The sequence below is a fragment of the Rhizobium ecuadorense genome (assembly GCF_001187535.1).
In the GTDB taxonomy this organism is placed as follows: Bacteria; Pseudomonadota; Alphaproteobacteria; order Rhizobiales; family Rhizobiaceae; genus Rhizobium; species Rhizobium ecuadorense.
The window spans coordinates 1-260 of sequence record NZ_LFIO01000717.1 but is presented as its reverse complement, the minus strand read 5'-3'; the positions used below and the strand labels follow the sequence as shown (position 1 = coordinate 260).

Annotated in this window: 1 protein-coding gene; it reads left to right on the top strand. The window is 62.7% G+C overall.

The annotated features are described in order from the left end of the window. A partial coding sequence (locus AF337_RS13530) for a hypothetical protein (RefSeq protein WP_152971057.1) occupies positions 1 to 260 on the top strand: 260 nt, incomplete at both ends.

Here is a 260-nt window from a genome sequence, read left to right as displayed (position 1 = left end):
TCCAGGACGTCGGTCTGGGCGACCGCGGCTTCCTGATGAACAGCGAAGCCTATGCATCGCAATATGTCGATCACCATATCGCCGATCATGAGACATTCGGCCCGGTCGTGATGAACCGGCAAAATCTCAAGCAGTCGGGTGCCCGCAACCCCTGGCTCGTGCAAGGCTGCCGCGATGGGGCGGCTGCCTATGCCACGGATGCCATTCAGCTGGTGCAGGCGAAGGACCGCCTCGACGATCGGCTGGTCGGCCCTTTCGGC